Raw genomic sequence first — 22,000 nt, 5'->3', positions numbered from 1 at the left:
AGAGCGTCGAGCGCGCGACCGCCTTCTACACCGCCCTCGGCTGGACCCTCAACGCCGAGATGTCCGATCACAACGTGTCGTGCTTCGCGATCGCGCCCGAGCAGTACGTCATGCTCGGCAGCCGCGAGATGTACGCGAGCGTCGGCGGCGTCGAGGAGCTGGTCGGCGGACCCCACACGCCCTCGAAGGTCACCGTCTCGTTCGACCTGGGCAGTCGCGAGGCGGTCGACGAGCTCACCGAGCGCGCCGGCGCCGCAGGCGGGCGCATCGGTGACACCGACGACTACCCCTTCATGTACCAGCGCCAGTTCGACGACCTCGACGGCTATCACTACTCGCCGTTCTGGATGAAGCCGGACGCCGATCCGACCGCGTGAGCGACCTCGCCGCGGCCCTCGACATCGTCGGAGCCCGGTGGGCCCTACTGGTCGTGGAACGGCTGCTCGACGGGCCGCAGCGCTACGGCGATCTGCAGCGCGACCTCGGAGTGCCGACGAACATGCTCGCGACCCGCCTGCGCGAGCTCGAAGCGGCCGGCGTACTGACCCGTCTGCCGCTCCGGCACAACACCCGGGCCTACGCGCTGACCGATCGCGGGCTTGCCTTGCGCGAGGCGATCGTCGCGCTCGGACGCTGGGGCGCCGAGGAGGCCTAGGTGTGGCGCGGAATCGCGATGCGCTCCGACAAGCTCCTCCGCAGCTACCGCGCCGCCCTCAGCCTCGCCGCCACCCCTGATCTGGATCACATCAGAGATGATCAACACGGCCTAGCGGGAGCCCGGCTGCAGTGCCCTAGCGGGCGGCCTGGCGGGGCAGCACCACCTCGCGCATGATCAGGGTGAGCACCGCCACCAGCGGGATCGAGATCAGGAAGCCGACCACGCCGAGCGTGGTGTAGCCGGCCAGTGCTCCCACCAGGGCGGCTGCCGGGCTGATCCGGACCGACCGGTCGAGCAGCCGGGGAAAGAACACCAACCGGGCCAGCACCTCGTAGCCGATGAAGAACGCGATCACCGCCAGGCCCTGGGGCACCGATTCGAGCAGGACGACGGTCGAGACCACCACCCCGGCCAGCACGGTCCCGACCACCGGGGCCAGGTCCAGCACCGCCGCGATGAACGCCAGCGCGAACGGGTAGGGCACCCCGATGGCCCACAGGAACACCAGCGTGACGGTGCCGCGCAACAGGGCCAGGGCCACCGTGCCCACGACGTAGGCGCCGATCTGGGCCACGATCTTGTCGCCGATCCCGCTGACCTGGATCCGGCGGGAGGCCGGCGTCATCCGGTAGGCGAAGGCGGTGATGTCGCGCAGGTAGGCCAGGAAGTACAGCGTCAGGATGGCCAGCGTGAAGATCTTGAAGACGGTCGTGGCGACTGTGGTGCCGACGCTGAGCAGGTTGCCGGCCACCTGCTCGGCGACGGTGGAGCCCTCCAGCCGGTTCTGCAGCGAGGCCAGCAAGCCGAAGCGCCGGTCCAGGTCGGCGATCCGGCGGTTCTGCTGCAGGTCGGTGACGTGCTCGGGCAGGTTGCGCATGAAGGTGGTGGTCTGCTCGACCAGCGGCGGGACCACCGCCAGGCACATCCCGGTCAGGAACACCAGGACGCCCACGAACACGATGGCCACGGCCAGACCGCGCTTGAGGCCGCCGCTTTCCACCCGGCGCACCGCGGGGTCCAGCCCGGCGGCCAGGAACAGCGACAGCGCCAGCAGAAGCAGGGTGTCCTTGCTCTGGTCCAGGGCCCGGAAGAGCAGGTAGGTCAGGCCGAAGCCGATCGTCGCGGTGAGGCCGAGCCGGAACGGGGAGTAGGTGGCGAAGCTTCGCCTCGGAGGCGCGGTCAGCGGGTGGGCGGGCTGCTCATCAGACGGCTGGGCCGGCTCGCTCACGGCGAGGCGGCGTCGATGACCGCGCCGAGCTGCTGGTGCAGCTCGCGCAGCCGCTGGTGGGTCTGCTCCCGTTCGGCGTCCAGCGCGGCTGCCCGCTCGCGGGCCTCGGTGATCAGCTGCTCGGCGGTGGCCCGGGCTGCCTGCTGATCGACCTGGGCCTGCCGCTCGGCGGCGCTGCGCCGGCTCCGCAGGGTGATCTCGAAGTCCTGCTCCGCTGTCCGCAACCGCTCGATCGAGGCCCGCTCGGCCGCGGCGCGGGCCGCGGCGGCCTCGTTGTCGAGCCGGTCCCGCTCGACCTCGGCGGCCTCGGTGATGCTGGCCGCGGCGGCGACGGCCTTGTCCAGCTCGGCGGTGGCGAGGTCGAGGATGTGAGCGGCCTCGGCCCGCGCCTTGTCCAGCTCGCCCGCGGCGAGATCGACGATCCGGGCGCCTTCGGCTCGGGCCTTGTCCAGCTCGGCCGCGCTCTGCACCCGGGCCTGAGCGAGCTTCTGATCGGCCTCTGCCGAGCGCTGGCTGGCTCCGGCGGTCAGCCGCTGCTGGGCGGCGGCGGCGTCGGCCCGGACCCGTTCGGCGTCGGCGCGAGCGGCCGAGAGCACCTGCTCGGCCTGCTGCTCGGCGGCCCGCCGGATTCCGGCGGCCTCCTCTTCGGCGGTGCGCCGGGTCTGGGCAGCCTCGTCGGTGGCCAGCTGCAGCATGTCGCGAATCCGGTCCGAGACGTGCACCACCGGGCTCGGGGCGTCGGCGGCCTTGGCGGCCTGCTGCTTGAGCGACTCGATATGAGCCTCGCGGCTGGCCAGTTGCGCGGCTCGGTCGGCACTGGTCGCCAGGGCGGAGTCACGGGCTGCCTTGAGCTCGGCGATCTGGGTCTCGGCCTGGGAGACGTAGCTGTCCACCTGGCGCTTGTCGTAGCCGCGGATGCCGACGTCGAAGATGGGCTCGTCCTCGTCGAGCAGCGGCAGTAGTTCTGTGCTGTTGTCGTCTGCTGCCATGCCACCATGGTCGCATGCCGGGCGCCGGCCTGGCGGGCGTTAAGCCGTGTCCGCGCCTCAGGCGTCGCGGAACCGGTTGATCGCGGTCAGGTGCCGGGCCCGCAGGTCCGGCGCGGTCACGCCCTGGCCTTCGCCCTCGGCCAGGCACAGCACGCCGACCTTGCCCTGGTGGGCGTTGCGGTGCACGTCATAGGCGGCCTGCCCGGTCTCGGCCAGCGGGTAGGCACGTGACAGCGTCGGATGGATCGCGGCCCTGGCGATCAGCCGGTTGGCTTCCCAGGACTCGCGGTAGTTGGCGAAGTGCGAGCCGATGATGCGTTTGAGGTTCATCCACAGATAGCGGTTGTCGAACTCGTGCAGGTAACCCGAGGTCGAGGCGCAGGTGACGATGGTGCCACCGCGCCGGGCGACGTAGACCGAGGCCCCGAACGTCTCGCGGCCCGGGTGCTCGAAGACGATGTCGGGGTCATCGCCGCCGGTGAGCTCCCGGATCCGGGCGCCCAGCCGCTTCCACTCGGACTGGTCCTGGGTCTGCGGGTCCTTCCAGAACCGGTACCCCTCGGCCGACCGGTCGATGATCAGCTCCGCGCCCATCCGGCGGCACAGCTCCGCCTTGTCCGGTGAGGAGACCACGCAGATGGGGATGGCGCCGCCGTTGAGCGCGAACTGGGTGGCATAGCCGCCCAGCCCGCCGGAGGCCCCCCAGATCAGCACCACGTCGCCCTGCTTCATGTTGGCGCCGTTGTGGCTGACCAGCTGCCGGTAGGCGGTGGAGTTGACCAGGCCGGGGGAGGCGGCCTCCTCCCAGGTCAGGTGCTCGGGCTTGGGCATCAGCTGGTTGGACTTGACCAGGGCCAGCTCGGCCAGGCCGCCGAAGTTGGTCTCGAAGCCCCAGATCCGCTGCTGCGGGTCCATCATGGTGTCGTCGTGGCCCTGCGGCTCCTCCAGCTCGACCGAGAGGCAGTGCGCCACCACCCGGTCACCCACCTGCCACCGCGACACGCCGGGGCCGGTGCGCAGCACGACGCCCGAGAGGTCCGAGCCCACCACGTGATAGGGCTGATCGTGCTTGCGGGCCAGCTCGCTGCTGCGGGCATAGCGGCGCAGGAAGTCGAACGTCGACACCGGCTCGAAGATGGACGTCCAGACCGTGTTGTAGTTGATCGCGCTGGCCATCACCGCGATCAGCGCCTCGCCCGGTCCCACCTCGGGGGTCGGCACCTCCTGCAGGTGCAGGGACTTGCGGGGGTCCTTGTCGCGGGTGCTCAGGCCGTCGAACATGCTGGTCTCGTCGGCGCGCACGACCACGCCGCGGTAGCTGTCAGGGACTTCCAACCCGGCCAGGTCGGTCAGCTGGCCGGGCGCGGCGGAGTCGCTGACAGCGTTGACGGCGGCACGTATCTGGTCCACGGCACAGGCCCTTCCGGGTGTTGACGCGCAGGCTTTGACGGTGCCAGCAGGTTACTGACGGGTAGCGCTTTCGGCCGAGCGTGGTGACGGTTCACACACCGGGTGTCGCGGGCTCCACCAGCTCGATCAGCACGCCGCCGGCGTCCTTGGGGTGGACGAAATTGACCAGCGAGCCGGCGGTGCCGCGCTTGGGCTCGTCGAAGAGCAACCGCAGCCCGCGGCCGCGCAGCTCGGCCGAGGTCGCCGCCACGTCATCGACGGTGTAGGCCAACTGCTGCACGCCGGGGCCGTTGCGGTTGAGGAACTTGGCCAGCGTCGAGCTGTCGTTCAGCGGCGCCAGCAGCTGGATCCGGCTCGTGCCGTCGCCGACCGCCAGCATCGCCTCGCGGACGCCCTGCTCCTCGTTGACCTCCTCGTGCACGCTCAACAGGCCGAAGGTGTCGCGGTAGAAGGCGATGGCCTCGTCGAGGTCGGCGACAGCGATGCCCACATGGTCGATCCGCAGGATGGTCATGGCACATGGTCCCGCCGACGGCCCCGGGGGAGAAGAGCGGGTGGCACGGCTCATAGCCGGGCGGGGCTGGCTCCGGCCGCCAAGCTCGATATTGTGGGCATACTGTGCCGCGCCAGCCCACTGGTCCGCGGCGTCCGGGCAGCACGTCGCTGCTGCTCGTCGCAGCTGTAGGAGGCAGACATGTCAGCAACCACCTCGGTCATCGTCGCCGGCGCCCGTACCCCGGTCGGCAAGCTGCTCGGCGCGCTCAAGGACTTCTCCGCCGTCGAGCTCGGCGGCCTGGCCATCAAGGGCGCCCTGGAGAAGGCCGGCGTCGCTCCGGACCAGGTGCAGTACGTGATCATGGGCCAGGTGCTCACCGCCGGCGCCGGCCAGATCCCGGCGCGCCAGGCCGCCCACAAGGCGGGCATCCCGCTGAGCGTGCCGGCGCTGACCATCAACAAGGTCTGCCTGTCCGGCATCGACGCCATCGCGCTGGCGGACCAGCTGATCCGGGCCGGCGAGTTCGAGATCGTGGTGGCCGGCGGCCAGGAGTCGATGACCCAATCCCCGCACCTGCTGCCCAAGTCCCGCGAGGGGTTCAAGTACGGCACCGTCCAGATGACCGACCACATGGCCTACGACGGCCTCTGGGACGTCTTCACCGACCAGGCGATGGGCGGGCTGACCGAGGCGGCCAACAACGGCGACCAGGAGTTCAGCCGCCAGGAGCAGGACGCCTACGCCGCCCGCAGCCACCAGCTGGCAGCCGAGGGCTGGAAGAACGGCATCTACGACGACGAGGTGGTGCCGGTCTCGATCCCGCAGCGCAAGGGTGAGCCGCTGGAGTTCCGCTTCGACGAGGGCGTCCGCGCCGACACCAGCGTCGAGACGCTGGCCCGGCTGCGCCCGGCGTTCCGTCCCGACGGCACCATCACGGCCGGCTCGGCCTCGCCGATCTCCGACGGCGCCGCCGCGGTCGTGGTGATGAGCAAGGCCAAGGCCGAGGAGCTCGGCCTGAGCTGGCTGGCCGAGATCGGCGCGCACGGCGTGGTCGCCGGGCCCGACTCGAGCCTGCAGCACCAGCCGGCCATGGCGATTCGGGCAGCAGTCGCCAAGGAAGGCATCACGGTCGCCGACCTGGACCTGATCGAGATCAACGAGGCGTTCGCCGCGGTCGGGCTGGCCTCGGCCAAGGAGCTGGGCGTCCCGGCCGAGATCGTCAACCCCAACGGCGGCTCGATCGCCATCGGCCATCCGATCGGGATGTCAGGCGCCCGACTCACCCTGCACCTGGCGCTGGAGTTGCAGCGGCGCGGCGGCGGGATCGGGGTCGCGGCGCTGTGCGGCGGCGGCGGCCAGGGCGACGCCCTGATCGTGCGGGTCCCCAAGCGCGCCAGTGCCCAGGACCCCGCCTCGCAGAATTCCTGATCGGTGGTCTCCGGGCGACCCACCTCACGCCGCGCAAGGCAGGACATCGGCGAACTCGTGGAGCGGGCCAGAAAGGCCGATCCGCGTTCGGTCGCCAGGTTGATCTCACTCGTCGAGGACGGCTCGCCCGCGCTGCGCGAGGTCGCCGAGCGGCTGATGCCCTTCACCGGCCACGCGCAGGTGGTCGGCATCACCGGCTCACCCGGGGTGGGCAAGTCGACCTCGACGTCGGCCCTGGTCAGCGCGCTGCGGGCAGCCGACAAGCGGGTCGCGATCCTGGCGGTGGACCCGTCCTCGCCGTTCTCCGGCGGCGCGCTGCTCGGTGACCGGGTGCGGATGCAGGACCACGCCACCGACCCGGGCGTCTTCATCCGCTCGATGGCCACCCGGGGCCACCTGGGCGGCCTGGCCGCGGCGGCGCCGCAGGCCCTGCGGGTGCTGGACGCGGTGGGCTGTGACGTGGTGCTGATCGAGACGGTCGGAGTGGGCCAGTCCGAGGTCGAGGTGGTGCAGCTGGCCGACACCACCGTGGTGCTGCTGGCTCCGGGGATGGGGGACGGCATCCAGGCCGCCAAGGCCGGGATCCTCGAGATCGCCGATGTCTTCGTGGTGAACAAGGCCGATCGGGACGGCGCCGATCAGGTCGCGCGCGACCTGCGCTACATGCAGTCCCTGGGCGGCAAGCACTCCGAGGCCGGCGCCTGGCGCCCGCCGATCGTCAAGACGGTGGCCGCGCGCGGCGAGGGCGTGGAGGAGCTGGTCGCCGCCATCGACAAGCACCGGGACTGGATGACGGCCACCGGCGAGCTGGGCCGCCGCCGGCAGGCCCGGGCGGGCGTGGAGATCGAGGCGATCGCGGTGGAGACCGTGCGGCGCCGGTTCAGCGAGATCCACGGCGCGGCCGCGCTGGACGAGCTGGCCGGCCGGGTGGCCGCCGGCCGGTTGGACCCGTACGCCGCCGCCGACGAGCTGGTCGCCTCGCTGCCGGTCTGACGCTCAGGTCGCGCCCGTCCCATCGCGCGGCTACGAGCTCAGGCCGGCGTCCGCAGCCGTTCGATGCCGGGATGGCCGACCAGCGCTCGCAGCTGCAGCACGCACCACGGCGACAGCTGCGGAGTCCGGCCCGAGACCACGTCGTCCCAGTCCAGCCACCGGCTCTGCTCGACCTCCGAGGGCCGCAGCGTCGGCTCGCCGCTGACCCGGACGCCGAAGACCGGGCAGATCTCGTTCTCCACCACGCCGTCGAGTTCGGCCCGGTAGCGAAAGTCGGGAAGCAGCTCGATCACCTCGTCGGCGCTCAGGCCGAGCTCGAAGTCCAGCCGCCGGTGCAGGGCCTGCTCGTTGGACTCCGCCGGCATCGGATGACCGCAGCAGCTGTTGGTCCAGACACCTGGCCAGGTTTGCTTGGACAGCGCGCGCTGGGTCAGCAGGAACCGGCCCCGCGGGTCGAAGACGTAAGCCGAGAACGCCAGGTGCAGCGGCGTCCGGTCGTGGTGACTGCTCGCCTTCGGGGCCGTCCCCACCGTGGCGCCGTCCTCGTCGACCAGCACGATCAGCTCAGTCATGACTTTCCTTTCACCGCGCCGATCGACTCCTGCAAGGCGATGGCCATTCAACGACTGCGAACTCTAGACTGACGCGGCGCCAGACGTCAGGCGTCGTGGCAAAGAGAATGGGGCCGGAATTGACCGTCACCGAAGAGCCGATTCGCGACTACCCGTTCGAGCCCTTTCGAGGCGAGCTGCCCCAAGAGTTGCTGAAGATGGTGCACACCAAGCCGGTGTCGAGGGTCCGGATCCCGGACGGCCGGGTGGTCTGGCTGGTGGTCGGTTACCCCGAGGCCAGCCTGGTGCTCTCGGACCCGAGGTTCGCCCGGCGCAACGCCGAGCTAGTGCCGGACGCCCAGCCCCAGGGCTGCCCGGTCCAGGACGCCGGCGCGGCCCCGGAGCCGCCGGCCGATGCCGAGCAGTGCCCGGCGGGCCAGCGCCAGCTGAGCATGGACGGCAAGCCGCACCACGACCTGCGCCGGTTGGCGGCCCGGGCGTTCACCGCCCGCCGGATCGAGGCCTACCGACCCCGGGTGCAGGCGATCACCGACGAGCTCATCGACGCCCTGATGGCAGCCGGCCCACCCGGAGACCTGGTCTCCGGACTGGTGGTGCCGCTGCCGGTCATCGTCACCTGCGAGCTGTTGAGCATTCCGGTCGCCGACCGCGATCAGATCGCGGACTGGGCCAACGACATCATGGCGCTGACCGCGCACGGCCAGGCCGCTGCCGCCAAGGCCGATGCCGAGCTGCGGGCCTACCTGCTGCGGCGGTTGACCGCCCGGCGGAACGAGCAGGGCGAGGACCTGCTCGGGTCCTGGCTCTCGACCCAGGCCGGTTCTGACCTGAGCGACGCCGAGATCGTCGGCCTGGCCATCGCGGTGCTGATCGGCGGCCGTGAGATCAGCTCGACCAGCGCCGGCATCCGTGCGCTGTTCCAGCACCCGACGGCGTTGCGGCGGCTGCGCGAGGACCCCTCGCTGCTGCCGGCGGCGGTGGAGGAGATCCTGCGCTACACCTCGGTCAGCCCGATGTTCCTGGTGCAGACGGTGACCGAGGACATCGAGCTGGGCGGGCATCAGCTGCGCGCCGGTGACGGCGTGATGGCCGTGCCGTGGGCGGCCAACCGGCACGACGCCGCCTTCGCCGAGCCCGACCGCTTCGATCTGGACCGGCCCCAGAACAACCCGCACCTGACCTTCGGCTTCGGCCCGCACTTCTGCCTGGGGGCGGCGCTGGGCCGCCTGCAGGTCGAGATCGCCATCGGCACCCTGCTGCGCCGGATGCCCGGGCTGGCCCCGGTGACCCCCCTGCAGGATTTGCCTTGGCGCGACGAGCGAATCAACTGCGGGCTCGCGGAGTTCCCGGTGACCTGGTAGCCGCCGGCCGTGGCGCCCCGGCGGGCCCGTCGCCGGCATCGACCAGGAAACATCGATTATCCGACAAATGCGAAGGGTAAAAGACCGTAGACAGCTCGACGTATCTGCCGCTTATTCGGCAAGACGAATCGTCGACTCCGGTGATTATTTCCATTGGCTAGCGCACTATTCGAACCTTGACTTAGTGTCTGCGCTACCGCACGATTCAGCACGATGCGCCGGACGAGGCTGTCATGAGCACGCCAGCCGCCTGAACGCCGTTGTGCTCCGAACAGAAAGCCTGCCTGGTGCCCTTCTTCTATGACGCAGCCACCTCCCTGCAGGACCCCGCTCTCCGGCTCGCCAGCATGATCAACCTGGCGACCCCGTACGCGGTCCGGGTGGTCGTCTCGCTGGGAGTGCCCGAGCAGCTGGCGGCCGGCGTGCACGAGGCGGACGCCCTGGCCGCCGCGGTGGGCGCCGATCCGGACACCCTCACCCGGCTGCTGCGCTACCTCGTGCACCGCGAGGTGTTCACCGAGGAGCCCCGGGGCCACTTCGGCCTGACCGAGGTCAGCAGGCTGCTGCTGGATCGCAGCCCCGGCGGCATGGGCCGCTGGCTGGACCTGGAGAGCATCGGCGGCCGGATGGACCTGGCCTTCGCGGGGCTGCTGCATTCGGTGCGCACCGGCGAGGTGGCCTATCCGGTCGTGCACGGCCGGAGCTTCTGGGAAGACCTCGATATCGAGGCGCACCGGCGCTTCATCGACGAGTTGATGCTGGTGCAGTCAGCGATGACCTCTCCCCAGGTCGCCGAACTCTACGACTGGAGCGCAGTCACCGACGTGGTCGACGTCGGCGGCGGCAGCGGCGGGCTGCTGGCCGAATTGCTGGGCAGGCACCCGCACCTGCGCGGTGTGCTGGTGGACCTGCCCAGCGCCCCGGCGGTCGCCAAGCAGCTGTTCGCCGACCGCGGGCTCACCGACCGGACCCAGATCGTGACGGGCAGCTTCTTCGAGGAGCTGCCGGCCGGTCACGACGTCTACACCATCTCGCGGGCGATCACCGACTGGCCGGACTCCGAGGCCACCCAGGTCCTGGGCCAGATGGCGAAAGCCGCCGGCGAGAAGGGCCGGGTGCTGATCATCGAGGTGCTGCCCACCGACCCGCAGGTCCCGTACTCGACCTCCTTCGACCTGGAGATGCTGGTCACCGTCGGAGGCCGGGAGCGCACCCTGGAGGATTTCAACGCGATCGCCGCCGCCGCCGGCCTGGCGCCGACCCGGGTCATCCGGGGGCAGCAGGCGCTGGTGCTACTGGAATACGCATGCGCCTCCTGCTGACCAGCCAGCCCACCTCCTCGCACCTGGTCACGGGACTGGTCCCGCTGGCTCAGGTCGCCCGTGCGCTGGGGCACGAGGTCGCGGTGGCCACGGCAGGCTCGATGGCCGCCGAGCTGGCACTGCACTCGGTGGACTGCCTGGCACTGCCCGGCGTGGCCGATCAGCAGGCGATGCGGACCGACCCGGAGCTGACCGTCCGGTACGGGCTGCCGACGGAGATGATGCGGCCGGGCAAGCGGACCGTCTACGCCGCCAACTGGCGGAAGTTCAGCCTCGCCTACGCGGGCCCGATCGCGCTGGAGCTGGCCCGCGCGGTGCTGGCCCTGGACTGGCAGCCGGACGTGATCGTCAGCGAGCCGACCGAACACGGCGGCCGGCTGGTGGCCAGCGTGCTGGGCATCGCCCACGTCACCCTGGACAACAACCCGCTGATCGCCCTGGAGCGCCAGGTCACCGAGCCCATGCTGCGCCAGCAGCTGGTCGAGCTGGGCCACCACGGCGAGCTGGACGCCCCACGCCGGGCCGGCGTGCTGCCCGAGCGGTGCTATCCCGCCGAGCTCGCGGACACTGCCAGCGGCTACTACCGGGTTCCCGGCCCGCTGCTGAACCAGCCCCGGCTGCGGCCCGAGCTGCTCGACCTGGCCGAGGACCGCCCGCTGGTGCTGCTGAGCCTGGGCTCGCTCGCCCTCACCCTGTGCGGCATGGGAGAGCAACTGCTCGAGCCGATCCTGCAGGGGCTGGGCGAGCTGTCCTGCGAGGTGATCCTGACCCTCGGCGGCCTGTCGGGGCAGATCATGGGCCCGGTGCCGGCCAACGTGCACGTCACCGACTACCTCCCGCAGGCGGCGCTGCTGGCCGCGTGCGACCTGTTCATCACCCACGCAGGCTTCAACGCCTTCCGCGAGGGGCTGACGGCCGGGGTGCCGATGGTCGCCCTGCCCTCGTTCGCCGACCAGCCGGTCAACGCCGATCAGATCGTGGCGCTGGGGGTGGGGGAGCGGCTCGACATCGACTCCTTCACCGCCGCCGACCTCAGCAACGCCTGCACCCGGGTGCTCACCGACCCGGGGCCGCGCCGCAACGCGCGCGCGATCCAACGCGAACTGCTCACCCTGCCGGGATTCGAGCAGCTGGTGTGCGACCTCGAGGCGTTGCCCGTACCGCGGATGCTGTCCGCTTGCCAGTCTGGAGATCTCAGGCCATGACCATTACCGGACCGGTCCCACCCGGGATGCTCGACGATCTGGCCAGTAGCCGCACCGGCGAGCTGCTCACCGACGAGCTGGCGGCCCGGTGGCCGTCGGACTCCGACGAGCTGAACACCATCGCCCGGTACGCCCTGCTGCCGGCCGGCAAGTTCCTGCGGCCGGTGATGACCATGATCGCGGCCGAAGCGGTCGGCGGTGACCCGAGCCAGGTGCTGCCGGCGGCGCTGGCGATGGAGTACCTGCACGTGGCCACCCTGACCCACGACGACATCATCGACGGCGACATGCTGCGCCGGGGCCGCCCCACGGTGCATGTCGCGCACGGCCTGGCGCACGCGATCGTCACCGGCGACCACCTGATCTTCGCCGCCTTCACCGGGATCGCCGAGTGCCGGGCAGCCGGCACCCGGGACCCGGCCGTGGTGGAGTCGGTGGCGGTGCTGGCCGAGGCCGGCTCGGACCTGTGCCGGGGCCAGATGCTGGAGGCGCAGCTGGTCGGCGACATCACCGCCGAGCCGGCCGCCTACCTGGAGATGGCGCGGCTGAAGACCGGCGCGCTGTTCCGGGCGGTCTGCCAGATCGGCGCGCTGCTGGCCGGCGCCGACAGCGCGCAGGCCGCGGCGCTGGGCCGTTACGGCTCGGACCTCGGGGTGGCCTTCCAGATTCGCGACGACCTGATCCTGTTCGCCGATCCCGAGGTCAGCGACAAGCCGACCGGCAGCGACCTGGCCAACGGCCGGCCCACCCTGCCGGTGTTGATGGCCTACCAGACCTCGGACGCCGACACCCGGCTGGCGATGGGCGCCGCGCTGACCCGCCGCTCGGCCGAGCGCGCCGAGTTCGACGAGTTCCGGTCGCTGCTGATGGCCACCGGCGCCCTGCAGGGTTGCCAGGACCACGCCAGCGAGTATGGTCAGCGCGCCTTGAACGAGCTCTCCCGACTGCGGCCCTCGCGCAGCGTCGACCTGCTGACCGGCATCGTCCGGTGGGCAGTCACCACCAGGCCATGACACCGGGCACCGCTGCCACCCGGCTGCGCGCTGGGGTGATCGCGCACCTGCAGACCTGGCGGCTGTACACCTTCTGGTACGTCGGGTTCCTCGGCCTGGCCGGCGCCGGCCTGAGCCCGGGCGAGCACGACGGCCTGCGGCTGTTCGCCGCCTGGGCGGTCCCCACGCTGGGCTGGCTCGGCGGGCACTACCTCAGTGACTACTTCGACCGCGAGCTCGACGCCCTCGCCAAGCCGCACCGGCCGATCCCGTCCGGCCGGCTGCCGGCCCGGGTGGCGCTGGCCTGCGGCGTGCTGGCGATGCTGTGCGTGGCGGCGCTGGCGGTGCTCACCGGCTGGCGCACCAGCCTGATCGCGGTGCTGGCGGTGGCCGCGGTGCTGGCCTACGGGCTGCGGCTCAAGGCCCTGGGAATCGCCGGCAACCTGGTCCGGGGCCTGCTCGGGGCGCTGGCGCTGCTGTACGGGGCGGCCACCGTGCCGCCCTTGGACTGGAGGGCGCTGCTGCCGTTCGTCGCCGCCTTCTGGCTGCACGACACCTGCACCAACCTGGTCGGCACGCTGCGCGACGTGGACGGCGACCGGGCCGGCGGCTACCGCACCCTGCCGGTCACCCACGGCACCGCGACCGGCGTCCGGACCGCGCTGGGCCTCTACGTCCTGACGCTGCTGGCAGCTGGCTGGGGCGGCGTGCTGGCCGAGTCGGACGGCCGGCGGGGCTGGTACCTGGCGGGGCTGGCCGGGGTCGCGGTGTTCGGCCTGGCCGCCCTCGCGCCGCTGCTGAGCCGGCAACACCAGCTGCCGGCCCGGGACGCGCTGCGCGCGCACGAGCTGCTGGTGCTGGAGCGGCTGTGCCTGGCGGCGGCGGTGATCGGGCTCGGACTCGGGGCGTGGCTGGCGCTGCTGCTGCTGGCGCCCGCGCTGATCCTGACTTGGTGGTCGCAGCGCACCCTGCGGACCTGGTACGAATTCGGCGCCGGCTCCAAGACCGGCGCAGTCGAGCACCCGCCCGGCGCCGCACCGCCGAGCGTGGAGAAAGGAAGCACCTATGCCTGAGGTCATCGAGCGGGCCGGGCACGCCGTCCGGCTGGGCGCAGAGGAGCTGTTCGGCCGCCAGCGCGAGAACGGCGCCTTCGGCGACGACCCGCCGAGCTCGGTGCTGGGAACGGCGGGGGCGATCACCGCGCTGCAGTTCGCCGACCCCGCCGGCTCGGCGGAGCTGATCGCCGACGGCGCCCGGTGGCTGCGTTCGGCGCAGCTGCCCGACGGTGGCTGGGGCGGCGTCCTGGGCGCCGGCAGCGAGCCGGTCGCGACGTCGGTGGCCGCCGCGACCCTGCAGATCGTCGACTCGGCCGCCAGCGCCGAGGCGATCGCCGCGGGCCGGGCCAGGCTGGAGCAGTTCGGCGGCATCGCGGCGGTGACCGACCCGGCGGTGCTGCTGCTGTGCAAGACCTTCTTGATGCTGGCCGGCTTCCTGCAGCCCTCGGACCTGCGCCGGCTGCCGCTGGAGATCGTCCTGTTCGACAAGCCCAGGCGGCAGAACGTCTCGTTCCGCACCGCGCCGTTCGCCGCGATGGCGCTGGCCCAGTCGGTCACCGACCCGGCCCCGGGGCTGCGCGGCCTGACCTCGCGGCTGGCCCGGGGCAAGGCGCTGAAGCTACTGAGAGAGGTCTACGAGCACGAGGGGCGGACCGGGGACTTCAGCGAGGACCCGTGGCCGTCCGCGCTGGTCTGCCTGAGCCTGGCCAGGGCCGGCCTGGCGCCTGACATGGTCGCTGCCAGCGCGGGCTACCTGCGCCGCTCGGTCCGTCCCGACGGCTCCTGGGACGCCGTCAGCAACCTGGACCTGACCCGGTCCGGCTTCGCGGCCACCGGCCTGATCGCGGCCGGCTACGCCGCCGATCCGCGGCTGGAGCCGACCCGGCAGCTGTTCCACCGCTGCCAGCAGCGCCAGGAGTTCACCGTGCTGGCCTGCCCGCCGGGCGGCTGGAGCTTCTCCGGGGCGCGCGGCTGGCCGGTGACGCTGGAATCGGCCGAGATCATCGCAGCGCTGGCCGGGATGCCCGGCCACCAGAGCGACTCGGCGCTGCGCACCGGGCTGGAGTGGCTGCGCGGCCGGCAGGACAGCCGCGGCTCGTGGAGCCTGTGGGTCCGCGACACCAAGCTGGCCAACGACGGCCCGTGCCCGAGCATCACCAGCCAGGGCATCACGGCGCTGCTGGACGCCGGCGAGCCGGTTGACGGCCCCGAGGTCAGCAAGGCGGTGGCCTGGCTGCTCACCCAGCAGCGGCCGGACGGGACCTTCGACAACCTCTGGTACCGCGACTACACGACCGGCACCTCGGCGGTGCTGGCCGCGCTGGGCCGGGCCGGGCAGGCCGATCACCCGGTGGCCGGCCGGGCCCGGCAGTGGCTGACCGACACCCAGCGCCCGGACGGCTCGTGGGGTGACGGGGCCGAGGCGGACAGCTCGGTGGAGGAGACGGCCTGGGCTCTGCACGCCCTGCTCGAGGCCGGCCTGGACCCGGCCGCCGAGCCGGTCGCCAAGGCCGTGGACTGGCTGGTGAGCGCCCAACTGCCCACCGGTGGCTGGCAGCCGAGCCGGATCTGCGCCTACATCCGGCATCACATGTACTACCCCAACGGCGCCATCACCCGAGGCCTGGCGCTGCGCGCGCTGGGGCTGTACCAGCACAAGATCCAGACCGGCGGCGGCTCGCGGGCAGTGACCGCGGCCGGCCCGGCCAGCAGCGAGGAGTCCGGCTGATGAGCGTGCACGACCTGTCGATGAACGAGTCCCGCTTCGGCCCGCTGCCCAGCGTGCGGGCGGCCGTCGAGCAGGGAGCGGCACAGCTGCACCGCTACCCGTCGCACACCGCGGCCGGGCTGGTCAGCGCGCTGGCCGGCCACCTGGACGTGCCCGCGACCGAGGTGCTGGTCGGCCCCGGCTCGGCCGGGCTGACCCAGAACCTGATCGCCTCACTGGGCCCGGACCGCCCCGAGGTGGTGTACGCGGCGCTGTCGTTCGAGGCCTACCCGCTGATGGTGCTCAACACCGGCTGCCGGCCGGTTCCGGTGCCGATGGCCGGCCTGGCCCACGACCTGGACGCGATGGCCGCGGCGGTCACCCCGCAGACCCGCTGCGTGCTGGTCTGCAATCCGAACAACCCGACCGGCGTCGTGCTCGGGCGCGCCGAGCTGACCGCCTTCCTCGATCAGGTGCCGGAGTCGGTGCCGGTGATCATCGACGAGGCCTACCGGGAGTTCGTCACCGATCCGGATGCCGCCGACGGGATGGCGCTGCGGGCCGGCCGGGACAACGTGTGCGTGCTGCGGACCTTCTCCAAGGCCTATGGCCTGGCCACCCTGCGGGTCGGTTACGCGGTGGTGCCCGAGTCCATCGCCCAGCGTGCCCGGATGACCAACATGGTGTTCTACCCCGGTGGCCTGGCCCAGCTGGCCGCGGTGGCCGCGCTGGAGCCCGCGGCCGAGAAGCAGGTGCTCGAGCGCTGCGCCGAGTTCGCCGGGATCCGCGCCCAGTTCATCGAGGACCTGCGGGCGGCCGGCCTGGACGTCCCGGACTCGCAGGCCAACTTCGTGTGGTTGCCGCTGGGCGCAGGCGCCGAGGACTTCGCCGCCCGCTGCCAGGCTGCCGGCGTGCTGGTCCGGGCCCATCCGGGCCTGGGCGTGCGGGTGACCGTCGGCACCGACGAGGCCAACCAGCGACTGCTCAGCGTGGTGGCGCCCGGATGAGGGTGCTGGTCTCGAGCTGGGGCTGGCGTTCGCACTTCTACCCGCTGGTCCCGCTGGCCTGGGCGCTGCGCTCGGCCGGCCACGAGGTGCTCGTCGCCAGCCAGCCCAGCATGGTCGAGGTGATCGTCGGCGCCGGCTTGCCGGCCGTCGCGATCGGTGAGGACCTGGACTTCGCCGAGGTGTTCCGCGGCCAGTCCGGCCGGGTGGCCACCCTGTCCGAGCGGACCCGTGGGGTGGCCACCCCGGGCTCTCGGCAGCCGGCGGTGACCACCGACGGCGGCGTCGTCCGGTACGCGGCCGCGATGGTCGAGGACCTGGTCGCCTTCGGCCGCCAGTTCGGGCCCAACCTGGTCGTGTTCGAGCCGCAGAACTTCGCCGCCGCGATCACCGCCGCGGCGCTGGGCGTGCCCGGCGTGCGCCAGCTCTGGGGCCCGGACGAGACCACCCAGCTGCACCTCGACCGCGACGCCATCCTCGGGCCGCTGGCCGCCCGGGTCGGACTGGCGGCCGACGACGTCGAACCGGCCGGCTCGCTGATGCTGGACCCGTGCCCGCCGGGCATGCAGGTCCCGCTGGCCGGGCCGTCCCAGCCGGTCCGTTTCGTGCCTTACAACGGCCCCAGCGTGCTGCCCGACTGGTTGCGCACGCCGCCGGAGCGGCCCCGGGTCTGCCTCACCTGGGGCACCGTGATGGCCTCGCTGGGCATCGACCCGGCGCCGGACCTGGCGGCGATCATCGCCGAGGTCGCCAGCCTCGACGTCGAACTGGTGCTGGCGCTGCACCCGGCTCAGCATGCGGGGTTGACCGACCTGCCCGGCAACGTCCGGCTGGCCCGGACGCCGCTGGCGCTGCAGTTGGTGCTGCCCAGTTGCGACGCGGTGGTCCACCAGGGCGGAGCCGGCAGCATGATGACCGCGCTGACCGCCGGCGTCGCGCAGGTGGTGGTGCCGCTGGTCGGCGACCAGCACCTCAACGCCGAGCGGCTGGTCGCCGTCGGCGCCGGGATGAGCGTGCCCGACGGCGTCGCCCGCCCGGCGGAGGTCCGGCGGCTGGTCGCCGAGCTGCTCAGCGGCGACCCGCACCGGCAGCGGGCGCTCGAGCTCGCCGACCAGATCCGGGCGATGCCTTCGCCGTCGCAGATCGTGGACGTGCTCGAACGGCTCAGCAGCACCACCGCAACCAGAACCAGACCCCTGTCAGGAGCGCACCCGTGAGCCAACCGATCAGCTACCCGCTGCCGCCGCCGCCCTCGATCTACGAGCCGCCGCCACAGCTGGTCGAGTGCCAGCGCGAGCAGCCGGTGGCGCCGGTCGTGATGGCTGACGGCACCGAGGCCTACCTGGTGTCGCGCTATGACGACGTCCGCAAGATCCTGGTGGACCGGCGCTTCAGCCGGGAGGCGGTCAAGGAGCCGGGCGGGCCGGCCAAGGAGCTGGGCGCGCTGGAGACCGAGTCCCTGATCGGGATGGACCCGCCGTACCACACCCGGCTGCGCAAGCTGGTCTCCTACGCCTTCACCCCGCGCCGGGTGGAGGAGCTGCGGCCCCGGATCACCGAACTGGTGAACGAGCTGCTGGACAAGATGCTGGTCGGGCCGGGACCGGTGGACCTGGTGGAGGACTTCTCGACCCCGCTGCCGGTGGCGGTGATCAGCGAGCTGTTCGGCATCCCGGAATCCGAGCGGCACAAGTGCAAGGAATGGTCGGACACCATGATGGGGGACTGGCAGGTCGACCCCGAGGGCACCGCGGCCGCCGTCCAGAGCTTCAAGGAGCTGATCGACAGCCGCCGGGACCACCCGGGCGACGACCTGCTCACCGCATTGCTGAAGGTCAATGTCGATCAGGACCGGCTGTCGGACCAGGAGCTGCTGATGGTGAGCATCGGCGTGATGATCGGCGGGCACGAGACCACCACCACCCAGCTCAACCTGTTCGTGCTGACCCTGCTGCGCTTTCCCGAGCAGCTGGCCGCGCTGCGGGCCGACCCGAGCAAGGTCGGAGACGCCGTCGAGGAGCTCAGCCGGTTCATCCAGCTCGGCGAGACCGGCGTGATGCTGCCCCGGGTCACCACCGCGCCGGTCGAGCTCAGCGGCACCCTGATCCCGGCCGGCGCCACCGTGCTGCCGGCATTCATGGTCGCCAACCGCGACCCTGCGGTGTTCACCGAGCCGAACGGGCTGGACCTGGACCGGCCGGCCAACCCGCACCTGGCCTTCGGCGCGGGCGTGCACCACTGCCTCGGCGCGCAGCTGGCCCGGGTGGAGTTGCAGGAGGCGTTGAGCGGGATGCTGCGCCGGATGCCCAACCTGCGGCTGGCGGTGCCCGAGTCCGAGCTGCGCTACACGCAGGGCCTGGTCGTCCGGCGGCTGGAAGAGCTGCCGCTGTGGTGGTGAGCCGGAAGTGGCGCGGCCGGAGGCGGTGACCGCCGCCGGCCAGCTGCTGCTGAGCCGGCTGGTCGAGTTGCTGCGGGCCGAGCCGCTGGTGTTGGCGGCCTGGCTGTACGGCAGTCACGGCCGCGGCGAGGCCGACGCCTACAGCGACCTGGACGTGTGGGTGGTGGCCGAGGACGTCCCCGGCCTGCTCGCCAGGTGGCCGGAGCTGGCCGCCGGCCTGGGGCCGCTGGCGCACGTCGAACCGATGCGGGGCATGACCGGTTTCCGGCACGTGCTGCCGGACTGGACCTGCCTCGACGTCTGGATCAGCCCGCGGACCGCGATCGACAGCCGGGACGCCGGCGCGGTGCGGTTGCTGTTCGACCGGGCCGGCGTGGGCGGCGAGCTTCCGGCCGCGACGCCGGCCCCGGCGCCCGCTGTCGACAAGGCCGTCGGGTTGACGTCGGAATTCCTGCGGACGCTGGGCCACCTGCCCGCGGTGCTGGCGCGCGGGGACGTGCTGTACGGGGCGTCGCTGGCCCAGGTGCTGCGGCTGACGCTGATCGAGCTGATGCTGTGCGACCTGCGGCTGGCTGACCCTGGTGGAGCCAGCAGCCAGTACCGGCGACTGCCGGCGGACCGGCGCGCCGCGCTGCTCGCGCTGCCGGTGATCGGCAACGACCTGGACTCGATCCGGGCCGCCCAGCTGGCCTGCGCCGAGCTGTTCCTGCCGCTGGCTCGCACGCTCTGCGGCGCGCGGTTTCCGGACCAGCTGTGCCAGGCGTTGGCCGGCTGGCTGGGCCGCGAGCTGGGAGTGCGGCTGCCCGGCTGATTGCCGCGGGCCGATTCGTGCCTGCTGCTCAGTCAGCTGTTTGGCCAGTCAGCTGTTTGGCCAGCTTTAGCTGTTTGGCCAGTCAGCTGTTGGCCAGTCAGCTGTTTGGCCAGTCAGCTGTTGGCCAGCTTCAGCAGGTGCTCGGTGATCGCCTCGTCGGCCGGGCCCGGATACCGCAGGCCGGCCGCGCCGGCAATCTCGCCGGCCAGCCGGTTGAACAGCGACACGCTGGCGGTCAGAGCCCGCCAGGAGTCGGCGGCGTCGAACCGGCCGAACACCTCGTGGGCGTCCTGCCAGACCCTCGGATCGGCCCACCGGCTCAGGTGCCGGCCCTTGCGGTACTCGTCCAGCGGGCGGCCGGTGAGCACCGCGGCGTGCCACTCGATCAACAGCAGCAGGTGCTGCTTCATCGTCCATTCCCGTGACTTGGCCTCCCACAGCTCGCCGCGGATCAGGTATTTGGGCACCCGCAGCGCCTCGAACCAGAACGCGTCGGCGACCGCCCGCAGCTCCAGCTGGGTCAACGGCTGCTGAGCGGGCTGCCCGGGCGCGGCGGCCGGTAGCCCGGCGGTCACCCCGTCGGGGTCCCACAGCACCCGGTAGCCGGGTGCGTAGACCCGGTCCAGCTGCTGGGTGGTGACCATCTCGGCGAACCGCGCCGCGTCGATCACGGTGAAGTCGACGATCGCCCCGCCGGCGTAGATCACCCCCACCATCGGATAGGCCTGGGTGCTGGCCGCGGCGAAGGCGTCGACCACCTGGGTGGCCCACACCTCGCCCAGCTCGGCCCACCAGGGACCGCTGGCCATCAGAGCCGCCACATCGGGCACGACCAGCTCGAGGTCGAGGTCGGACAGCGGGTCGATCTGCGAGCCGGGCTGCGCCATCGAACCGGTCAGGATCAGCGCCCGGGCCCGTTCACCGGACTGCGCCCAGCGCAGGATCCGCTGCAGCAGAACCGGGTGCGTCATTCTTCTCGAGTTCTCCCTCGTAGTGGACCCGGCATGCATAGCATGTCCGGATGCAGACAGTCGGAAAGTCAGCGCTGGTGATCGGAGCCGGGATCGCCGGACTGTGCGCGGCCCAGACGCTGGCCGACCGGTTCGAGCAGGTGCTGGTGCTCGATCGCGACAAGCTGCCGGACGCCGCCGTGCCGCGGCGCGGGGTGACCCAGGGCGGGCACGGCCACGTCCTGCTGGTCTCGGGGCAGCGGGCGTTGAGCGAGCTGTTCCCCGGGCTGATGGATGAGCTGGTCGAGGCCGGCGGGGTGCGCTTCGACCCGGGGACCGAGCTGTCCTTCTACCGGTTCGGCTCGATCTGGCCCCGGGTGCCTTCCGAGCTGCGGCTGGTGACCTTCAGCCGGCCGTTGCTGGAGCTGGCGATCCGCCGCCGGGTGGCTGCGCTGCCCGGGGTGAGCTTTCGCGAGGCGGTGTCGGTGGCGGCCCTGCAGGGCGCCGACGGCCGGGTCACCGGCGCCCGGCTGGACGACGACGAGGTGATCGAGACCGACCTGATCATCGATTGCACCGGCCGCGGCGCCCGGTCCAACCACTGGCTGGCCGCGCTGGGCTTCCCGGCGCCGAGGGTCAGCGAGGTCAAGGTCGGGGTCGGGTACGCGACCCGGTTCTATCGCCGCTCACCGGGAGATCTGGTCGAGGGCTCCGCGGTGTTCTCGCTGCCGAGCCCTCCGCAGGACAAGCGCGCCGGGCTGGCCCTGCCGGTGGAGGATGACCGGTGGCTGATCTCGCTCGGCGGCTGGCACGACGACTTCCCCCGCGACCTGACGGCCTTCGAGCAGCATGCCCGGGCCTTGCCGCATCCGGGCATCGCGCGGCTGGTCGAGCGGTGCGAGCCCCTGACGGAGCTGTCGGTGGTGCAGTACCCGTCCAGTCGGCGGCGCTACTTCGAGGAGCTGACCGAGGTGCCCGGCGGGTACCTGGCACTCGGTGACTCGATCTGCAGCTTCAACCCGATCTATGGCCAGGGCATGACCTGCGCGGCGCTGGAAGCCGTCGAGCTGGGCAGGCTGCTGGACGATTCCGCAGGCTCCGGCTCGGGTTCGGCGCTGGGTCAGGAGCTGTCCACCCGGTACTACCAGCAGGCCGCCAAGATCGTGGCGACGCCGTGGCAGTTCGCGACCGGCGGGGACTTCAGCTACCCCGAGACCGGGGGAGAGCGCCCACGTGGCATCCGGCTGAAGAACGCCTACGCCAAGCGGGTCCAGCTGGCCTCGATGGTCGACCCGCAAGTGCGCCGGGCGTTCACCTCGGTGCAGCACCTGATCACCGATCCGGCCGTGCTGCTGAAGCCGGCGATGGTGGCCCGGGTGCTGCGCGGGGCACGCAAGGCGCAGCCGCACTGAGCTGCTTG

21 protein-coding genes are annotated in these 22,000 nt (G+C 72.0%); 15 read left to right on the top strand and 6 right to left on the bottom strand.

Annotation, left to right across the window (positions count from 1 at the left end):
* Nucleotides 1-377: hypothetical protein (locus VF557_13460; protein HEX8081212.1), on the top strand; the 377-nt coding region annotated here is incomplete at its 5' end.
* Nucleotides 374-655 (top strand): helix-turn-helix domain-containing protein, encoded by a 282-nt coding sequence (locus VF557_13455; GenBank protein ID HEX8081211.1) that lies wholly within the window; start codon nt 374-376, stop codon nt 653-655. The genes VF557_13460 and VF557_13455, both read left to right, overlap by 4 nt.
* 136 nt (nt 656-791) lie before the next feature.
* Here VF557_13455 and VF557_13450 read toward each other — a convergent pair whose 3' ends face one another.
* From VF557_13450 to mce, 4 genes are all read right to left on the bottom strand, one after another.
* Nucleotides 792-1,886, bottom strand: coding sequence for an AI-2E family transporter (locus VF557_13450; protein HEX8081210.1), 1,095 nt, complete (start codon nt 1,884-1,886; stop codon nt 792-794).
* Nucleotides 1,883-2,875: a hypothetical protein gene (locus tag VF557_13445; protein HEX8081209.1), complete on the bottom strand. Its 993-nt coding sequence runs from the start codon at nt 2,873-2,875 to the stop codon at nt 1,883-1,885. The genes VF557_13450 and VF557_13445 overlap by 4 nt, the downstream gene beginning before the upstream one ends.
* A 57-nt stretch (nt 2,876-2,932) precedes the next feature.
* The gene (gene ccrA / locus VF557_13440) at nt 2,933-4,285 is read right to left on the bottom strand and encodes a crotonyl-CoA carboxylase/reductase (GenBank protein ID HEX8081208.1); all 1,353 of its coding nucleotides are present in this window, start codon (nt 4,283-4,285) and stop codon (nt 2,933-2,935) included.
* A gap of 91 nt (nt 4,286-4,376) precedes the next feature.
* On the bottom strand, nt 4,377-4,799 hold the full coding sequence (mce, locus tag VF557_13435) for a methylmalonyl-CoA epimerase (protein HEX8081207.1): 423 nt from the start codon (nt 4,797-4,799) through the stop codon (nt 4,377-4,379).
* A 180-nt stretch (nt 4,800-4,979) separates the two neighbouring features.
* On the opposite strand from mce, the gene VF557_13430 reads away from it, so the two are divergent.
* Nucleotides 4,980-6,209 carry an acetyl-CoA C-acetyltransferase gene (locus tag VF557_13430; GenBank protein HEX8081206.1) on the top strand — a complete coding sequence of 410 codons (1,230 nt, stop codon included), beginning with the start codon at nt 4,980-4,982 and terminating at the stop codon, nt 6,207-6,209.
* Nucleotides 6,210-6,266: 57 nt separating this feature from the next.
* Nucleotides 6,267-7,202, top strand: coding sequence for a methylmalonyl Co-A mutase-associated GTPase MeaB (gene meaB / locus VF557_13425; GenBank protein HEX8081205.1), 936 nt, complete (start codon nt 6,267-6,269; stop codon nt 7,200-7,202).
* 38 nt (nt 7,203-7,240) lie between these two features.
* Here the strand turns inward: meaB and idi are convergent, their stop codons facing one another.
* Nucleotides 7,241-7,774 carry an isopentenyl-diphosphate Delta-isomerase gene (gene idi / locus VF557_13420; protein HEX8081204.1) on the bottom strand — a complete coding sequence of 178 codons (534 nt, stop codon included), beginning with the start codon at nt 7,772-7,774 and terminating at the stop codon, nt 7,241-7,243.
* 119 nt (nt 7,775-7,893) lie between these two features.
* Between idi and VF557_13415 the strand changes: the two genes are divergently transcribed.
* From VF557_13415 to VF557_13370, 10 genes are all read left to right on the top strand, one after another.
* A complete protein-coding gene (locus VF557_13415; protein HEX8081203.1) occupies nt 7,894-9,135 on the top strand; it encodes a cytochrome P450 in 1,242 nt (413 codons plus the stop codon).
* A gap of 287 nt (nt 9,136-9,422) precedes the next feature.
* A complete protein-coding gene (locus VF557_13410) occupies nt 9,423-10,457 on the top strand; it encodes a methyltransferase (protein HEX8081202.1) in 1,035 nt (344 codons plus the stop codon).
* Nucleotides 10,442-11,662: a glycosyltransferase gene (locus VF557_13405; GenBank protein ID HEX8081201.1), complete on the top strand. Its 1,221-nt coding sequence runs from the start codon at nt 10,442-10,444 to the stop codon at nt 11,660-11,662. The genes VF557_13410 and VF557_13405 overlap by 16 nt, the downstream gene beginning before the upstream one ends.
* Nucleotides 11,659-12,675 (top strand): polyprenyl synthetase family protein, encoded by a 1,017-nt coding sequence (locus VF557_13400; protein ID HEX8081200.1) that lies wholly within the window; start codon nt 11,659-11,661, stop codon nt 12,673-12,675. Before VF557_13405 ends, VF557_13400 begins: the two co-directional genes overlap by 4 nt.
* Nucleotides 12,672-13,727, top strand: coding sequence for a UbiA family prenyltransferase (locus VF557_13395; protein ID HEX8081199.1), 1,056 nt, complete (start codon nt 12,672-12,674; stop codon nt 13,725-13,727). Before VF557_13400 ends, VF557_13395 begins: the two co-directional genes overlap by 4 nt.
* The gene (locus VF557_13390) at nt 13,720-15,438 is read left to right on the top strand and encodes a prenyltransferase/squalene oxidase repeat-containing protein (GenBank protein ID HEX8081198.1); all 1,719 of its coding nucleotides are present in this window, start codon (nt 13,720-13,722) and stop codon (nt 15,436-15,438) included. Before VF557_13395 ends, VF557_13390 begins: the two co-directional genes overlap by 8 nt.
* Nucleotides 15,438-16,424 carry an aminotransferase class I/II-fold pyridoxal phosphate-dependent enzyme gene (locus VF557_13385; protein ID HEX8081197.1) on the top strand — a complete coding sequence of 329 codons (987 nt, stop codon included), beginning with the start codon at nt 15,438-15,440 and terminating at the stop codon, nt 16,422-16,424. Before VF557_13390 ends, VF557_13385 begins: the two co-directional genes overlap by 1 nt.
* Complete coding sequence (locus VF557_13380) at nt 16,421-17,638, top strand: nucleotide disphospho-sugar-binding domain-containing protein (GenBank protein HEX8081196.1); 1,218 nt, start codon at nt 16,421-16,423, stop codon at nt 17,636-17,638. The genes VF557_13385 and VF557_13380 overlap by 4 nt, the downstream gene beginning before the upstream one ends.
* Complete coding sequence (locus tag VF557_13375) at nt 17,635-18,819, top strand: cytochrome P450 (GenBank protein HEX8081195.1); 1,185 nt, start codon at nt 17,635-17,637, stop codon at nt 18,817-18,819. Before VF557_13380 ends, VF557_13375 begins: the two co-directional genes overlap by 4 nt.
* A gap of 7 nt (nt 18,820-18,826) precedes the next feature.
* Nucleotides 18,827-19,630 carry a nucleotidyltransferase domain-containing protein gene (locus VF557_13370; GenBank protein ID HEX8081194.1) on the top strand — a complete coding sequence of 268 codons (804 nt, stop codon included), beginning with the start codon at nt 18,827-18,829 and terminating at the stop codon, nt 19,628-19,630.
* 113 nt (nt 19,631-19,743) lie between these two features.
* On the opposite strand, the gene VF557_13365 is transcribed toward VF557_13370, so the two are convergent.
* Nucleotides 19,744-20,601, bottom strand: a complete 858-nt coding sequence (locus tag VF557_13365) for an aminoglycoside 6-adenylyltransferase (GenBank protein ID HEX8081193.1) — start codon at nt 20,599-20,601, stop codon at nt 19,744-19,746.
* 50 nt (nt 20,602-20,651) lie between these two features.
* On the opposite strand from VF557_13365, the gene VF557_13360 reads away from it, so the two are divergent.
* Nucleotides 20,652-21,992: a tryptophan 7-halogenase gene (locus VF557_13360; protein ID HEX8081192.1), complete on the top strand. Its 1,341-nt coding sequence runs from the start codon at nt 20,652-20,654 to the stop codon at nt 21,990-21,992.
* Nucleotides 21,993-22,000: the final 8 nt, after the last annotated feature.

Origin of the sequence: Jatrophihabitans sp., from assembly GCA_036389035.1 — a bacterium.
Classification (GTDB): Bacteria; Actinomycetota; Actinomycetes; order Mycobacteriales; family Jatrophihabitantaceae; genus Jatrophihabitans_A.
Note: the sequence above shows the minus strand (reverse complement) of the source record. Positions and strands in the feature narration are given on the sequence as shown.

Coding starts and splice junctions, on each gene's coding strand:
- VF557_13445 (HEX8081209.1), bottom strand. CDS start 2,875: ATGGCAGCAGACGACAACAGCACAGAACTACTGCCGCTGCTCGACGAG.
- mce (HEX8081207.1), bottom strand. CDS start 4,799: ATGACCATCCTGCGGATCGACCATGTGGGCATCGCTGTCGCCGACCTC.
- VF557_13430 (HEX8081206.1), top strand. CDS start 4,980: ATGTCAGCAACCACCTCGGTCATCGTCGCCGGCGCCCGTACCCCGGTC.
- idi (HEX8081204.1), bottom strand. CDS start 7,774: ATGACTGAGCTGATCGTGCTGGTCGACGAGGACGGCGCCACGGTGGGG.
- VF557_13405 (HEX8081201.1), top strand. CDS start 10,442: ATGCGCCTCCTGCTGACCAGCCAGCCCACCTCCTCGCACCTGGTCACG.
- VF557_13400 (HEX8081200.1), top strand. CDS start 11,659: ATGACCATTACCGGACCGGTCCCACCCGGGATGCTCGACGATCTGGCC.
- VF557_13395 (HEX8081199.1), top strand. CDS start 12,672: ATGACACCGGGCACCGCTGCCACCCGGCTGCGCGCTGGGGTGATCGCG.
- VF557_13390 (HEX8081198.1), top strand. CDS start 13,720: ATGCCTGAGGTCATCGAGCGGGCCGGGCACGCCGTCCGGCTGGGCGCA.
- VF557_13385 (HEX8081197.1), top strand. CDS start 15,438: ATGAGCGTGCACGACCTGTCGATGAACGAGTCCCGCTTCGGCCCGCTG.
- VF557_13380 (HEX8081196.1), top strand. CDS start 16,421: ATGAGGGTGCTGGTCTCGAGCTGGGGCTGGCGTTCGCACTTCTACCCG.
- VF557_13365 (HEX8081193.1), bottom strand. CDS start 20,601: ATGACGCACCCGGTTCTGCTGCAGCGGATCCTGCGCTGGGCGCAGTCC.
- VF557_13360 (HEX8081192.1), top strand. CDS start 20,652: ATGCAGACAGTCGGAAAGTCAGCGCTGGTGATCGGAGCCGGGATCGCC.